The sequence below is a fragment of the Streptomyces sp. NBC_00104 genome (assembly GCF_045160825.1).
Classification (GTDB): Bacteria; Actinomycetota; Actinomycetes; order Streptomycetales; family Streptomycetaceae; genus Streptomyces.
The window spans coordinates 3,395,969-3,409,686 of sequence record NZ_CP108215.1 but is presented as its reverse complement, the minus strand read 5'-3'; the positions used below and the strand labels follow the sequence as shown (position 1 = coordinate 3,409,686).

At 72.5% G+C, this 13,718-nt stretch carries 13 protein-coding genes; 6 read left to right on the top strand and 7 right to left on the bottom strand.

Going from position 1 to position 13,718, the window contains the following annotated elements; all coding sequences use genetic code 11:
- Positions 1–33: 33 nt before the first annotated feature.
- Positions 34–1,185, bottom strand: coding sequence for a glycosyltransferase family 4 protein (locus OG272_RS14795; protein WP_326583041.1), 1,152 nt, complete (start codon positions 1,183–1,185; stop codon positions 34–36).
- Between the two features lie 260 nt (positions 1,186–1,445).
- Positions 1,446–2,423 (bottom strand): DUF3068 domain-containing protein, encoded by a 978-nt coding sequence (locus OG272_RS14790; protein WP_326583042.1) that lies wholly within the window; start codon positions 2,421–2,423, stop codon positions 1,446–1,448.
- Positions 2,424–2,795: 372 nt separating this feature from the next.
- Between OG272_RS14790 and OG272_RS14785 the strand changes: the two genes are divergently transcribed.
- Together OG272_RS14785 and OG272_RS14780 are read left to right on the top strand one after the other, a co-directional pair.
- Entirely contained in the window at positions 2,796–2,948 is a 153-nt protein-coding gene (locus OG272_RS14785; RefSeq protein ID WP_326583043.1) for a hypothetical protein, read from the top strand.
- Between the two features lie 3 nt (positions 2,949–2,951).
- Positions 2,952–4,193: a helix-turn-helix domain-containing protein gene (locus OG272_RS14780; RefSeq protein ID WP_405893585.1), complete on the top strand. Its 1,242-nt coding sequence runs from the start codon at positions 2,952–2,954 to the stop codon at positions 4,191–4,193.
- Positions 4,194–4,250: 57 nt separating this feature from the next.
- Here the strand turns inward: OG272_RS14780 and OG272_RS14775 are convergent, their stop codons facing one another.
- Positions 4,251–4,910 carry a hypothetical protein gene (locus OG272_RS14775; protein WP_405893584.1) on the bottom strand — a complete coding sequence of 220 codons (660 nt, stop codon included), beginning with the start codon at positions 4,908–4,910 and terminating at the stop codon, positions 4,251–4,253.
- A gap of 178 nt (positions 4,911–5,088) precedes the next feature.
- On the opposite strand from OG272_RS14775, the gene OG272_RS14770 reads away from it, so the two are divergent.
- Positions 5,089–5,862: an IclR family transcriptional regulator gene (locus tag OG272_RS14770; protein WP_326583046.1), complete on the top strand. Its 774-nt coding sequence runs from the start codon at positions 5,089–5,091 to the stop codon at positions 5,860–5,862.
- Positions 5,859–6,725, top strand: coding sequence for an SMP-30/gluconolactonase/LRE family protein (locus OG272_RS14765; RefSeq protein WP_405893583.1), 867 nt, complete (start codon positions 5,859–5,861; stop codon positions 6,723–6,725). Before OG272_RS14770 ends, OG272_RS14765 begins: the two co-directional genes overlap by 4 nt.
- A 383-nt stretch (positions 6,726–7,108) precedes the next feature.
- Here OG272_RS14765 and OG272_RS14760 read toward each other — a convergent pair whose 3' ends face one another.
- From OG272_RS14760 to OG272_RS14745, 4 genes are read right to left on the bottom strand one after another with little or no spacing between them, the layout of a single operon-like run.
- Positions 7,109–8,566, bottom strand: a complete 1,458-nt coding sequence (locus OG272_RS14760) for an FAD-dependent monooxygenase (protein ID WP_327729896.1) — start codon at positions 8,564–8,566, stop codon at positions 7,109–7,111.
- The gene (locus OG272_RS14755; protein ID WP_328222948.1) at positions 8,559–9,908 is read right to left on the bottom strand and encodes an MAB_1171c family putative transporter; all 1,350 of its coding nucleotides are present in this window, start codon (positions 9,906–9,908) and stop codon (positions 8,559–8,561) included. The genes OG272_RS14760 and OG272_RS14755 overlap by 8 nt, the downstream gene beginning before the upstream one ends.
- Entirely contained in the window at positions 9,905–10,705 is an 801-nt protein-coding gene (locus tag OG272_RS14750; protein WP_405893580.1) for a toxin-antitoxin system, toxin component, read from the bottom strand. The genes OG272_RS14755 and OG272_RS14750 overlap by 4 nt, the downstream gene beginning before the upstream one ends.
- Positions 10,702–11,319, bottom strand: a complete 618-nt coding sequence (locus OG272_RS14745; protein ID WP_326583051.1) for a transcriptional regulator — start codon at positions 11,317–11,319, stop codon at positions 10,702–10,704. Before OG272_RS14745 ends, OG272_RS14750 begins: the two co-directional genes overlap by 4 nt.
- Before the next feature lie 262 nt (positions 11,320–11,581).
- On the opposite strand from OG272_RS14745, the gene OG272_RS14740 reads away from it, so the two are divergent.
- Together OG272_RS14740 and OG272_RS14735 are read left to right on the top strand one after the other, a co-directional pair.
- A complete protein-coding gene (locus OG272_RS14740; RefSeq protein ID WP_405893578.1) occupies positions 11,582–13,096 on the top strand; it encodes an alpha-N-arabinofuranosidase in 1,515 nt (504 codons plus the stop codon).
- A 160-nt stretch (positions 13,097–13,256) separates the two neighbouring features.
- Positions 13,257–13,715: an Rrf2 family transcriptional regulator gene (locus OG272_RS14735; protein ID WP_326583053.1), complete on the top strand. Its 459-nt coding sequence runs from the start codon at positions 13,257–13,259 to the stop codon at positions 13,713–13,715.
- Positions 13,716–13,718 lie beyond the last annotated feature (3 nt).

The window sequence follows — 13,718 nt, the reverse complement described above, 5'->3', positions numbered from 1 at the left end:
GCCAACGGCCGGACGAGGCACCCCGTTTGGCGCTCAAGGCGTCCAACCCCGCACAGCCTCCGCAGCCACCGCCCGAAACTGCCGCACCGTCCGCTCCCAGCGATACCGCGCGGCCCGCTCCCGCGCGGCCTTCCCCATCAGCACCCGCCGATCGGTCGACACCGCCAGCGCACACCACGCCGCGGCGAAGGAGGACTCCCCCCGAGCCAGCACCCCGGTCTCCCCGTCCACGACGGAATCCCGCAGACCGGGCACATCGAAGGCGACCGACGGGGTCTCCCGGACGGCGGCCTCCGTGACGACCAGCCCCCACCCCTCCACCGCGGAGGGATGAAGCAGCAGCCAGGCCGCACACAGCAGCCGGTGCTTCTCCTGCTCGGAGACATGCCCGGCGAACTCCACACCGGGGCCGGCCATCGCTTCCAGCCGCGACCGCTCGGGCCCGTCACCGACGATCACCAGCCGCCCGCCCGTGACCGGGCGAACCCGCTCCCACAGCCGCAGCAGCAGATCGATCCGCTTGTACTCGACCAGTCGGCCCACGGCCACGAACAGCGGCTCGGGCGACCGCTCGGTGCGCGGCCCGGGCTCCTCGACCCCGTTGTGCACGACCCGTATCCGCTCCCGCTCGACACCGATCGAGCGGAGCGCGGTGGCCGTGGACGAGGACACGGCGACCAGCAGGTTCCGGCGCTGCGCGGCCGTCAGCGACCAGTGTTCGAGTCTTCGGCCGAGCCGCGCGGCCGGCGCCAGGGGGCCGCCGAACCGCAGCTGCCACAGATCCGTGTGCACATGGTTGACCAGGCACATCGTCGGACCGTGATGCCAGAGCGGCGCGAGGTAGGGCATGCCGTTGCAGACCTCGACGAGGAGGTCGCAGTCGCCGACCTGACGGGCGAAGGCCGACTTGGCGCGCAGATGGTGGCTCAGGTCGCCGCCGGCCGACACGACCCGGTAGTCGCGGTAGGCCGCCGGGCCCCCGCACAGCAGGGTGACCTGGTGGCCGAGTTTGGTCAGTCCGTCGGCGAGCCGGTCGACGAGGAGCTCGGAGCCCCCCGCCGCCGGATTGCCGAGATCACGGCGGGCGAGAAAGACGATCCGGCGCGGCTGTGGGGGGCCTGCCGGCCGGTGCTGGTCCAGGCGCGGATACACCTCGACCAGCGAGAACGGCACGTGCTGGGGCATGGGTGCTCCAACTCGTCTCGGGGTGCGGAACTCAGCGGGGAGAAGGACGTTCGCTGTGGGGGATGTTCCGGTGGGAGGGGGGTCCGGGTGGGTTGTGCGGGTCTCTCGTTCCTCGGAGGTGCTGGGGGATGTGGGGGAGTCGCTTGTGGGTGGGGTGTGGGTGGGCTGTGCTCAGGTGGGGTGGACAGTTTTCGCCCAGCGGTTCGAAGCTGCTACTCACCGGCGTGACAATTTCCGGGGTTTATTCAACTGACGCCCTGTCACATCGTGATCGGGGCCTGGGACGACTCGGGCGTATCGGGGCGCCGCCTGCCGCGCACGACCAAAACGGCACCCGTCGCGGCGAGGACGAAACCGAGCACGGCGGTACCGATCGGCACCGTCCGCCCCACCAGTCGCAGCAGTCCGCTGTCCTTCTCCGCCTGGTCCACCGCGAACTTCTGCGTCGCCGAGGTGAACGCGAGCTTCCGGCTGTCGAGCAGCACTGCCGCGTCCTCGTCGCCGCCGGGCGCCCGCAGGGTCCGGCGGGGCCCGGTCTGCGCGTAGAGCACGCGTCCCGTGCTCTGGTCGACGACCAGTTCGAGACCGTGGTTGGCGTACCACTCCTCGGCGAGCACCTGCGGCCGGTCCGGCTCGTCGACGAGGGCGCCGGGGACCATCCGGGTGCCGGTCCTGGTGGCCGGAACCTTCGCCGTGAAGCGCAGCCCCTCATAGCCCCGGATCTTCTTGCGGCCCTCGTAGTGGAGCGTCACCGTCGCGCCGAGCGTGTTGTCCCACCACCGGTAGGAGCGTTCCTGCACGTCGAAGGGGAACTTCAGGTACGCCTCGCCCTCGATGTACGGCTTCTCGTCGCAGCAGTGCACCGGCCGGTTGGTCTTCCGGTCGCTGACCCAGCGGTGCGGGGAGAAGTCCAGCGCGTCGTGCGGGTCGGCCGCCGGCAGCGACTTCTCGGTGTCGACCGAGGTGATCACGTCCCACACCGCGGCCCCGCTGCGTTCACTTTCGGCCACATCGCCGCGTACCCGCTGGGTCACGGTGATCTCCTGGTCCGGCACGGTCTTGACCTGCTCCACGTCGAAGACGCTGCCCGTGCCGGTGTAGACGGCGGTCGTGTCGATGTCGATCGGATTCACCGCGGCCCGTGGCTCGACGTACCAGGCCAGCAGTGGCGCGAGAACCAGCAGAAAGGTCCCGAGACCGAGCAGGACCAGGGAGAACGGTGAGGCGGTACGGCGCATCCGGGCACTCCAGGGGGCGTTGGGAGGTGCGACTCGGGTAGGCGCGCGGCAAAGGCGGCGCCAGGGGGGAATGTGCGCGTGACGAGGGGGTGCCGTCTGGGCCGGCGCGGAAAAAGGAGCGGCGTCTGGTGCGTGCGATCGCAAGGCGCCGGAAGGCCCTCGTGGCGGAGCCACTTGGGCCTTCCGGCAACGCGGCGAGCACGCGTGCCAGGCGACGCGACGCCGCGCCGGCCCAGACGGCACCCCCTCGGGCCGGGAACCGTAGGCGGAGTCTTGACGCAGTGTCAATGCATTGCTGACACTGGGCCCGAGTGTTGTGGTGCGGGGTGCCCTGGGTGGGGACGACCTGTCGACCGAGAGGCTGACCCTGCGATGTCCAGACTGCTCGCCGCCGTGCTGACCATGGTGGCCGCCGCCGCCCTCGCCGTGGGGGCCGCGCTCGGCATCGTCGCGCTGCTCGACGCGACCCCGGACCAGCCGAACACCCCGCTCATCACGTACGAGAACGCCGGTCAGGAGCGCTGAGGGGTGACCGGAGGCCCGGGAACCGTCACCGTCCGCTCCGCCTGGCATGCCGTGCCACGCCTCCAGGTGCGTGAGTTCGCCGCGATCGCCATGGCCGAGGCCCCCGCCCTCGCCGAGGAGATCCTGCGCGAGATCCGCCGCGAGTACCCGCATCTGCCCGTCGTCCTCGACGACTCCGGCGAGCCGATGGCCCTCATCGGCATCCGCCGCGCGATCGAGGTCTTCGTCCAGCACCTGGAGACCGCCGAGGGCCGACCACGCGTACCTCCGGGCGTCTTCCAGGAGTTCGGCCGGGGCGAGGGTCTGCACGGCCGCAGCCTCGACTCGCTCCAGGCGATCTACCGCCTCGGCGTACGTCTCGCCTGGCGCCGTTTCGCGGAGATCGGCCAGCGGGTGGAGATCCCGCCGCCCGCGATGTACGAGCTCGTCGACGCCGGATACGAGTATCTGGACGGCCTGGTGGACCAGTCGGTGCGCGGCTACGCGGAGGCGGCGGCCCGGCAGGCGGGCGAACGGCTGCGACTGCAACGCCGACTCATGGAACTCCTCCTCGCCGAGCACCACCGGGGCGACCCGGCCGACGCGCTCACCGAACGCGCGGCCCGGATCGGCTGGAGCCTCCCGGAGAAGGTCGCGGTCGGTGTGCTGTTACGTCCCGCCCGCGAGGCCATGGCACCCGCCGTCGGCCAGGGCGTCCTGCTCGACATGGAGTACGAGCAGCCCCGCATGGTCGTCCCCGAACCGGACGCGGCCGGCCGCCCCGAACTCCTCCACCGCGCCCTGACCGGCTGGTCCGGCGCGATCGGCCCACCGGTGCCGCTGGCCGACGCGGCGAAGTCGCTGCGCTGGGCGGAGGCCGCCGTACGCCTGATGGAACGCCGGCTGCTGCCCGACGGCGAGGTCCTGCACTGCACCGAGCACACCGAGGCCCTCGTCCTCCTCCAGCCCGAGGAACTGATCGACGACCTCGCCCTGCGCTGCCTCGCCCCCCTGGCCCACTGCGGCCCCACCCACGGCCGCCGCCTCGCCGAGACCCTCCTCGCCTGGCTGGAGACCCGCGGCGGCGCCCCCGAGATCGCCACCCGACTGGGTGTGCACCCGCAAACCGTCCGCTATCGCCTCCGTCAGATCCGCGAACTCTGGGGCGGCGAGATCGACGACCCCGACCGCCGCTTCGAACTGGAACTGGTGCTCAGGGCGCAACGCCTGCGGGGCGAACTGGGGGACCCGCGCGGCAGACGCTGAAAGGGGAGGGGGGAGGGCCCTGCTCGCGGATCAGGGCCGCCAGGGCCTGGGCCCGGCCTAGGCCAGCTCGGCCCAGGCCTCGTCCACCAGCCGGGCCACCTGGCTCGGCTCGTGGGTGAGGTCCCCCGTGACCTCGCGGAACAGCACGGTCAGCCGCCCGTCGCCGCGCTGGCAGGACACCGTGGACACGCTGTCGGACTCCGGCTCGTCGCCGGCCTCGGTGGGCAGGTGATGGAGGACACAGTCCACCTTCCCGAAGGTGACCAGCTCGTTGGTCGGCTTCTCCAGGCCCAGCACCTCCGGATCCGTGTACGGCACATACGGCCGCGGGGCGGACCCGCGTACGGCCGTCAGCTGGAAGGAGGACCACAGGGAGGAGTCGGAGAAGGTCTGGACGACGGCCGCCGCACCCCCGTACGCCCGGGTCAGCCGCTCCCCGCTCCTGCTGTCCCAGGCGCGGTACCGCTCCGCCATCCGGTCGGCCGCGCCCTTGTCGAGATCCAGGACGGCCTGGTCCCGACGGACGAACCCGCCGAGCGTCTTCGGTGCCGAGAGCCCCCCGCCCGGGACGGCCTTCGCTCCCGCCGCCGGCGAGGAGGCCGGGTTCTCGCCGTCCCCCGTGACCAGCCACGCCCCGCCGACCAGGCCCGCCCCGAGCGCCAGGCCCACCAGGCCCCCGAGCCCGAATCTCTCCGCTTTGCCCGCCTCTGTCACCATGAGCCTCCGCCCGCCTCGCCGCGTGGAAGGGCAGTGCCCGCCGCCCGGTCACAGGAAACCCTGAGCGCCCCCGGCCATTGCCCGGTCATGGGCACTATGACTAGCCTGTGTTCGTCATGCCGATCGACCGTTGAAATTTCGAACATCAGCCGCAGACGACAGAGGGAGGGGGACGACCGTGGGACGCCTAGTACCAGCCGTGACCCGGGCGCTCGACATATTGGAGCTCTTCCTGGACGGGGACGGCACGCTGTCCGCCCCCGACATCGTGCGCCGACTCCAGTTGCCCCGCACCACCGTCCACGAGCTGGTCACCACGCTCGCCGCCCGGGGATACATCGTCCAGGTGCAGGGCCAGCCGGGGCGCTACCGCCTCGGCGTCCGCCCGTACCAGCTCGGCAGCCGCTACGCCGAGCAGCTGGACCTCGCCGCCGAGGGCCAGCAGGTGGCCCGGTCCGTCGCCGAGACCTGCGACGAGACGGTGCACGTGGCGATCCTGGAGTACACGGACGTCATCTACATCGCCAAGGTCGACTCCACCCACGCCGTGCGCATGGTCTCCGCCGCGGGCCGCCGCCTCCCGGCGCACTGCACCTCCGTCGGCAAGATGCTCCTCGCCTCCCTTCCCGACGTCGAGCTGTCCGCCCGCATCCCGAACGACGCCGACCTGGTCGGCATGACCCCCAACAGCATCACCGACCCGGCCGCGCTGCGCGAGGCCCTGGCCCGGATCCGTGAGCGGGGTCTCGCCGTGGAGAACCGCGAATCCAACCCGGACGTCTCCTGCGTCGCCGCGCCGGTCCGCGACCGCACCGGCAAGGTCGTCGCCGCGCTCTCCATCTCCGTCCCCATGATCCGCTGGAGCGACGAGCGCCGGATCGAGCTGGAGCAGCTCGCCGTCAAGGGTGCCGCGGAGCTGTCCGAGCGCCTCGGCCACCGGAGCGTGGCATGAGCGCGTACACGGGTTACGAGATCGCCGTACGGGAGTACGCGGCCCTCGGCGAGGGCCCCACCTGGGACGCCGAGGCCCAGCGGCTGATCTGGATCGACATCCTCGGCTCCCGCGTCCACACCTACGACCCGGCCTCCGGCCGCCGCACGGTCCTCACCACCGAGCAGCACGTCGGTGCCGTCAAGCCCCGCGCCGGCGGCGGGCTCGTCCTGAACCTCCGGGACGGCGTCGGCCTGACCGACCCCGACGGCTCCTTCCGGTGGCTGCACCACGAGCCGGTCCCCGGCCGCCGCGCCAACGACGCCGCCGTCGCCCCCGACGGCTCCCTCTTCGCCGGCACCATGCGCTACGACGAGGCCCCGGGCGGCGGCACGCTGGCCCGCTTCACCGCCGACGGGCTCGCCGCGACCGTCCTCGACGACGTCGCCGTCAGCAACGGCACCGGCTGGAGCCCGGACGGACGGCTGATGTACTACATCGACTCCCCGACCCGCCGGGTCGACGTCTTCGACCACGCGGACACCGAGGGCGGCCGCCTGCCCGTCGACCGGCGCCCCTTCGTGACCATCGAGGACGGCGACGGCTTCCCCGACGGCCTCACCGTCGACGCCGAGGGCTGCGTCTGGGTCGCCCTCTGGGAAGGCAGCGCCGTCCGCCGCTACACCCCGACCGGCACCCTCGACCGCGTCATCACCCTCCCCACCCCCCGCCCCACCGCCTGCGCCTTCGGCGGCCCCGACCTCACCGACCTCTACATCACGACAGCCCGCACGGGCACGGAGACCCCCCACCCCTTGTCGGGCTCCCTGCTGGTGGTACCGGGCGCGGGGAAGGGCTTGGCCCAGCCGGCGTTCGCGGGCTGATTCCGGGACCCGCCCGCTCACGTGGTCGTCCGCCCCGGGCGACGGACGGCCACGCTGCCCGCTCCCGGGTTCCCCGGCGACGGTGTCGGGCCGGGCCCCGCTCCCTCATCTCCGCTGCGGCGGTGGGCCCCCGGGTCCGCTGCTCATCCCGTCGCTGCCGCGGCCCCCGATGAGCCGACCGCTCCCCTCACCGTTCGCGGGCTGATTCCAGGGGGCCGCCCGTTCACGTCGTCCTCGCTGAGGGGTCGAGGAGCCGGTCGCCCACCTCGTCCCTGCCGCTCACCCCGTCTCCGCCGCGGCGGCGCGTAGTCACGGCCGCGTCGTCCGGCGGTGTCCGACGGGCCGTGTCCGTCCTCGGTCGCCCGTAGGGCCGCGCGCGGTGGTCAGAGGCCGGCGGCCTCGCGCTCCTCCGCGGTCAGCGGAGCCCCCTCCAGCCTCGGCTTCAGGGGGCCGGCGGCTGCCGCGAGGAGGACGGTCGGGGTGAGGAGGGCCTCCGGACCGCGTTCCAGGGAGGTCACGTCGGTCAGGCGGCGGGCGATGCGACCGTTGCCGGTGGCCGTGAGCAGCAGCCGGTCCACGTACGCGGCGACCAGCCGGTCCCGCAGCGTGGGCCCGCCCTCCGTCGCCCCCTCGTAGAACACGTCCTGCCCCGTGGCGAGGTCCCATGCCACCCCCACCGGACGGGCCACCGCCTTCTGGATCCGCCGCGCCAGGCCGGCCGTGCCCCATCCCTGACGCCGGATCACCTCCCGCAGGGCGACCGCGCTCTGGGCGGCGACCGCCATCCCGTGTCCGTAGACCGGGTTGTACACGGCGAGCGCGTCCCCGACGACGGCGAAGTTCTCCGGCCGGCGGGACATCCGCTCGTAGAACCAACGCCGGTTCGCGGTGGACCGCGTGAACGCCACATCACCCAACGGCTCGGCCCCGGCGATCAGTTCACCGATGATCGGATGCCGTAGCTCCTCCCGGGCGAACCGCGCGAAGTCGTCGTTGTCGGGAGAGGGCTCGCCGCCCCGCGTCCCGGACAGCATGACGATCCACCGCCCGTCCTCTATGGGCACGAGGAAGCCCGACCGGCCGGGCCCCGGCTGCCGCGCGTCGGCCTGCACGGCGACCACCGGGAAACCCCGCCGGGCCCCCTCGGGCGCACGGTAGACCCGGCTGGCGTACGCGAGACCGGAGTCGATCTCCCGCCGCTCGGGTTCGGGCAGCCCCAGCTCCGCGAGCCAACGGGACGCGCGGGAGGAACGCCCGGTGGCGTCGACGACGAGACCGGCGTCGAGGGTGCGCTCGGTGCCGTCGTCGTGGCGGACCCGCACCCCGGTCACGGCGGCCTCCGTACCGACGAGCCCGAGCACCTCGGTGCGCTCCAGCAGCCCGACCCGGTCGTCGGCCAGCACCGCCGTACGCACGGTCGCGTCCAGCAGATCCCGCCCGGCCAACAGGTTGTGGTGGGACACGGGCCAGCGCCGGTACCACCCCTGCGGCGACAGCACCACCATGTCCGTGGTGACCGCCTGCCGGTGCGCCCCGGCCGCCAGCAGCCGCTCGGTGGTGCCCGGCACCAGCTCCTCCACCGCCTGGACCCCGCCCGACCACAACATGTGGGCGTGGCGCGCCTGCGGCAGACCCCGTCGCGGGCCGGGCCGCTCGGGCAGCGCGTCCCGCTCGACGACCGTGACCTCGTCCACGAACCCGGCCAGGGCCCGGGCCGCGAGCATGCCGGCGAGGGAACCACCGAGCACGACGGCGGACCGGACGGGCTGCGCGGCCGGGCCCGGCCGTCCGGTCCGTGACGGTCTGGAGGACCGGCCGACGGCGGCGGGGCGTTCACTCATGCGCGGGCACACTGCTCTCTGTCGAGGATGTCGCGGATGTCATGGAGGCGGCGGCGAGCGCGCGTACCGCCTCGATCTCGGCGGGCTCACGAAGCACCAGGGACACGGCCTCGATGTCCTGGAGCAGGTCGGCGGGACCGGAGGAGACCGTGAACTCGGGGAAGGCCGTGAACTCAGGGAAGGCCGTACGGCCGAAGACGAGCGGGCCCGACGTGAGCGTGGCCGTCGGACCGCTGTCCGGCGAGCGCCTCCGCGTGGCCACCGCGTCCTGGATCGTCACGGCGGCGGCGAGTGCCTTCGCGCGGCCGGGTTCGTGCCCGAGGTCCAGGGCGGCGTCGTACGCGCGGCGCCGCAGATCCTCGTCGAGGTGGCGGGTCAGCCGGAGCAGGGCGTCCCGGATGAACGTCTCGCGGCGGGTCAGGCGCAGCTCAGGGGTGGCGCGCAGCGTGAAGGGGATGCGGGAGTCGTCGACGGTCCGGGTCAGCTGATACAGGGGCCGCAGTCGCCGGTGGCTCGTCCGCACCCGCCAGCGGTCCTGCAGGTACTGGCCGCCGTGCGGCAGGATGAAGCCCACCGCGATGAAGATGGCCGCCAGGGCGACCACCGGCGGCGCCACATGGGTGCTCAGCCAGTCCAGGTCGTGCCCCGTCCAGCGGGCGACCACCGCCGTCAGCTTCGCGGCGTCGAACACCAGGTTGAGCGCGCAGCCCAGGCCCAGCGCCTTCAGACCGCCGCGCAGCCACAGGTCGAGGCCGTCCGCGCGGACCCAGTTCCGTATCAGCCGGAAGGTGATCAGGCAGGCCGCCGTGTGCGCGACGAGATAGAGCAGGATCTCCTCGCGCATGAAGGGCGTGGTGGCGTAGTACGTGTCCAGGTCGCGCAGCCGCTCGTGGGGGACGTCCGCCAGCGCGAACAGCACCCACAGGACGACGATCACCCCCGCGTACACGGCGACGACCCACCGCATGAGCCGGCGGGTCGCCGGGGAGCGGTCGGCGGGGCCGTTGCGCCAGGCGATGATCAGCAGCAGACAGCACGCGCAGAACGCGGTGATGAGGGAGTACACCCAGGGCGCGGCCACGTTCGGCGCGCCGACGGCCCGGTTGGTCCACGCGATGACCGACGGCACCGCGAACACGAAGACGCAAGCGGCGAGCAGCAGCAGCCCGCCGACCGCCCGCAGCAGCGCGTCCCGCCACAGCTTCACGATGCTGGGCAGCTTGATCACCAGGGCGGCGGTCAGTACGGCCGTGGGGATCCAGAACGAGATGTACAGCTCGCCGAAGAAGTCGGCGGGGCCGAGGGCCCCGGTCGTCGTCGCGGGCACGGCCGTCCCTCTCATCTCCGGTGCCTGCGATAGCCCAGGGATGCTTGGATGGCCTGCCCCACGGGGTCGGCCGGATCAGCCGGAACGGCCGGCCCGCCCTGCCCGGTGTCCACCCAGGAACGGAAGGCGGTCGCGAGCCGGTGGCCGAAGTCCTCGGCCTCCTGCTCGTCGGACTCGTGCGAGCCGTTGCGCGCCGCTATGGGGGTACCCCCTTGCCCGAGCGCGGCCGACAACTCGGGGGAGAGCGGCGGCAGCGCGGACCCGCACTCGCCCGACCGACCCGCCTGCCCCGACCGACCCGCCTGCCCCGACCGGCCCGGCCCGCCAGGCCCACCCGACCCACCCGGCTCACCGGAGAGCACGAGGGCGGCGGCGTCCGCCCCCGGCAGGTGGCGATGACAGTGCCCGGCGTGCATGTGCCACAACTCATGCCCCAGGATGACCAGTTGCTGCACGGTTTCAGCCCGCTCCTCGACGATCACCAGATCGAAGTCGGGGAACTCCATCCACAGCCCGGTCACCCCGATCCCGTCGGGAAACCGCTCGAACCGCAGCTTCACCGGCCGCCCGCCCCGCCGCGCACTCATCTCCGCACACAGGGCCGCGCCCAACTCCCTTACGTCGACGGGCGCGTCGAACCTCCCCCGCACCGCCTTGGTCAGCCCGGCGGTCAGCTTGCGCATCTCGGCGGCGGACCGCGACGGCAGCAGCGCGGCCCGCACCCTGCCGACCACCGCGCGCAGCCCCGCGATCCCCATGACCCGGGCAGCGCCCCCGGCCCGGCCGCCCCCCGTGCCCTCGCGACGGCTCATCGCCGGGCCTCCTCGTCGTCGACGCCGAGCAGCCCTTCGAGCATGACGGCGAGAGCCTCCTGCTTGCGGGGGGTCAGCCGATGGCCGCGCAGCGCGAGCGTGACGACCCCGTGCCGGGTGGCGAACTCGACCAGCGGCCCGTCGTCGTCCGCGTCACCCTCAAGACCCGCCAGTACGCGCCCCAGTTCCCGGTTCAGGACGGTCGCGGCCGGGTCGGTGAAGAACCGGACGCCCTCCTCGATCCCGAAGAACTCCGCGAGTTCGGTCAGATCGGGCACGTTCGGCATCTTCTTGCCGAGCAGCAGCTGCCGGGCCCACTCGGGACTGATCGAGAGCCGCTCCGCGACCTCTCTGCAGACCTCACCGGCCCGCTTCCCGCTCCGCGCGACATACGCCTCGTGCAACGCCCGCACTCGTCCGCGCACCCGGTCGTCGACCCGGCCGGCCGCCGGCTCGCTCCCGGCGAGCAGCGCCCGTACCTCGTCCTCACCGAGGGCGGTGCGTTCGGCCAGTACCCGTACGTCGAGGAGACGGCCCCGATCGGAGCCGGTCCCGGCGATACGGGCGTCGAGTCGGGTCAGTGTCTCGGCAAGGCCGTCGGGCAGGGCGGGCACGGGCCGACCCTACGTGCCACGGATCGTCGGCACCACGAGAATCCAACGATCGTTGAATTTTGACGAACGATGGTTGCCCGCCTCGGTACGGGCGACAGGCGCCGGTCCTCGACCGCCTCGCCCATTGACTCGCCCTGACTTCGACCATAGCGTCCCGTTCGGCTCAACGATCAACATCCGTAATACCGAACGTCGCATCCCGAACGCCACATAGTGACGCCGACCGAACACCGAACATCGAACACCGAAGGGGCCGCCCTCGATGACCCGCACCGCCCGCTTCACCCTCGACCCCGCCTTCAAGGTCGGCGAGGTCAATCCACGACTCTTCGGCTCCTTCGTCGAACACCTCGGCCGCTGTGTCTACACAGGGATCTACGAGCCGGGCCACCCCACGGCCGACGACGCGGGCCTGCGCACGGATGTGCTGGACCTGGTACGGGAGTTGGGCGTCACCACGATCCGCTATCCCGGCGGCAACTTCGTCTCCGGCTACAAGTGGGAGGACTCCGTCGGCCCCGCCGAGGACCGCCCCCGCCGCCTCGACCTCGCCTGGCGCTCCACCGAGACCAACCGCTTCGGCCTCTCCGAGTACATCGCCTTCCTGAAGAAGATCGGTCCCCAGGCCGAGCCGATGATGGCCCTCAACCTCGGCACACGCGGAGTCGCCGAGGCCCTCGAACTCCAGGAGTACGCCAACCACCCCGCCGGCACCGCCCTCTCCGACCTCCGTGCCGCCCACGGCGACAAGGACCCCTTCGGCATCAACCTCTGGTGTCTGGGCAACGAGATGGACGGCCCCTGGCAGACCGGCCACAAGACGGCGACGGAGTACGGCCGGATCGCCGCCGAGACCGCCCGCGCGATGCGCCAGATCGACCCGAGCGTCGAACTCGTCGCCTGCGGCTCCTCCAGTCAGTCCATGCCGACGTTCGCCGAGTGGGAGGCGACGGTCCTGGCGGAGACGTACGACCTGGTCGACTACATCTCCCTGCACGCCTACTACCAGCCCGAGGACGGCGACGTCGACTCCTTCCTGGCCTCCGCCGTCGACATGGAGTCCTTCATCGAGAACGTGGTCGCCACCGCCGACCACGTGGGCGCGAAGCTCAAGTCCAAGAAGAAGATCAACCTCTCCTTCGACGAGTGGAACGTCTGGTACATCTCGGAGTGGCACGCGATCGAGAACTCCGGCGCGCGGGACTGGGCGGAGGCCCCGCGCCTGCTGGAGGACAACTACAGCGTCATGGACGCCGTCGTCTTCGGCTCCCTCCTCATCGCGCTGCTCCGGCACGCCGACCGCGTCACCGTCGCCTGCCTCGCCCAGCTCGTCAACGTCATCGCCCCGATCATGACCGAGCCGGGCGGTCCGGCCTGGCGGCAGACGACGTTCTTCCCGTTCGCCCAGGCCGCGAAGTACGGGCGCGGGGAGGTGCTCGACGTACGGGTGGACTCGCCGACGTACGAGACGAAGAAGTACGGCGAGGCGGATCTGCTGCACGCGACGGCGGTGCGGGCCGAGGACGGGTCGGTGACCGTGTTCGCGGTCAACCGGGGTCGTACGGACGCGCTGCCGCTGGAAGTCGCCCTGAACGGGCTGGAGTTGACGCGGATCGTCGAGCGCAGCGTGCTGGCCGACGCGGACCCGGACGCGCGGAACACGCTGGCGGAGCCCGAGCGGGTCGCTCCGCGGGCGGGGGAGGGCGCCGTGCTTCGGGAGGGTGTGCTGAGCGTGGTTCTCGAACCGCTGTCGTGGAATGTGATCCGGCTCGGCTGAGGGCCAGGATCGTCTGGCGTCTGGCGTCTGGCGTCTGGCGTCTGGCGCCTGCCGGGTGCGGGTTGGCGGTGGGTGCTCGCGCGGTTCCCCGCGCCCCCGAGGGGCGCGGGTCGGCTGAGGCGCGGAGCCATCGCCCGTCCGCGTGGTCGACAATGTGCCCATGAGGATCTCGGCACGGGCGGATTACGCCGTACGCGCGGTACTGGAAGTCGCCGTACGGCAGGACGGCGGGCCGGTGAAGGCGGAAGCCATCGCAACCGTGCAGGAGATCCCGCACAAGTTCCTCGAGGGCATCCTCGGGGACCTGAGGCGCGCCGGCCTGGTCACCAGCCGGCGGGGTGGCAGCGGCGGGTACCAACTGGCCCGCCAACCCGCCGCCATCACCGTCGCCGACGTGATCCGAGCCGTCGACGGGCCCATCGTGTCGGTACGGGGGGAGCGGCCGACCGGGCTGACCTACACCGGGTCCGCCGAGCCGCTGCTGCCGCTGTGGATCGCGCTGCGGGCCAATGTGCGCCGCATCCTGGAGGGCGTCACGGTGGCCGACCTCGCGGCCGGCACCCTGCCCGAGCCGGTGAAGGGCCTGGCGGCGGAGCCGACGGCCTGGGAGAACCCGTGAACC